The organism is Komagataeibacter swingsii, from assembly GCF_003207895.1.
Classification (GTDB): Bacteria; Pseudomonadota; Alphaproteobacteria; order Acetobacterales; family Acetobacteraceae; genus Komagataeibacter; species Komagataeibacter swingsii.
This window is the reverse complement of record NZ_NKUB01000085.1, coordinates 1-1,169: the sequence shown is the minus strand read 5'-3', so window position 1 is coordinate 1,169 and position 1,169 is coordinate 1. Positions and strand designations below refer to the sequence as shown.

1 protein-coding gene is annotated in these 1,169 nt (G+C 58.9%); it reads left to right on the top strand.

Annotated features, from left to right (window positions below; all coding sequences use genetic code 11):
• Positions 1–95 precede the first annotated feature (95 nt).
• Positions 96–1,153, top strand: a protein-coding gene (locus CFR76_RS17405) for an IS630 family transposase (protein ID WP_198133929.1) whose coding sequence is annotated in 2 segments (ribosomal slippage) — positions 96–588 and positions 588–1,153 — 1,059 coding nt in all. Because the reading frame shifts where the segments join, the coding sequence is not laid out codon by codon here.
• Positions 1,154–1,169 lie beyond the last annotated feature (16 nt).

Below are 1,169 nucleotides of genomic sequence, written 5' to 3'. Positions count from 1 at the left end.
ATACCAACCATTGTTTGGCCTGACTCACGGGGTACCCATCGGTTTAAAAATGTGATTCATAGGATGCAGACCATTCTCTGAAGGAGGCATTCTGGATGGGCAGCCCTCTATCCCTGCGTGACGATCATGATAGTTCGGAGTTGCGACGCCTTGCGCGCAGAAGCCGGCATGCGGGTCAGTCGCGTCGCCTGTTGGCGCTTGCGGCGATTTATGATGGCGCCTCGCGCGGCGAGGCGGCCCTGCTTGCGGGGACAGACCGTCAGAGTATCCGTGACTGGGTGCTGCGTTTCAATGCGGATGGCCCGGATGGCCTTGTGGATCGTCATGGCGGGGGACAGAAAGCCCGCCTGACACAGGAGATGCTGTCTGCCCTGAAAACCCGGCTCGAAGAAAGACCCATCCCTGCGGTGCATGGTGTTGTCCGCTGGCGACTGTGTGATCTCTGCGGGTGGCTGCATGAGACCTATGGCGTCAGCCTGTCGGAAACGCGTCTGGGTCAGATCATACGCCGCGAGGGGTTCCGCCTGCTGACAGCCCGGCCACGGCACTATCGCCAGGATACAGAAGCCCAGGACATTTTTAAAAAGAGTTCCCCGGTGTCATGGCGGCGATCAGGTCCAGACATCCCGGAAAAGATATCGAAATCTGGTGGTCTGACGAGGCGCGGATCGGCCAGAAAACGAAGCTGACCCGACGGTGGGCGAAACGGGGCACCCGGCCCCGGGCCGTTGCTGACCTGCGCACCAGATCCGCGTGGATTTTCGGGGCCATCTGTCCTGAAAAGGGAGCGGCCGCAGGCCTCGTGCTCCCTGTCTGCAACCTGCACGGCATGCAGCTCCATCTCGCGGAGATTTCACGCACGGTCGCGCAGGGCGCTCACGCCGTCCTCATTGTGGATCAGGCCGCATGGCATACCAGTCAGAAGCTGGATGTTCCTTACAATATCACCATTCTCCCGCTGCCTCCCCGGGCTCCTGAACTGAACCCGGTGGAAAATCTCTGGCAGTTCCTGCGCAATACATGGCTCTCAAACAGGATCTTCAGAACCTATGACGATATCGTTGATATCGCCTGCCATGCCTGGAACCAGCTCGTCAATCAACCATGGCGCATCATGTCAATCGGACTGCGCAATTGGGCTCATGGGTTATAGCAATCAACGGTTGGTA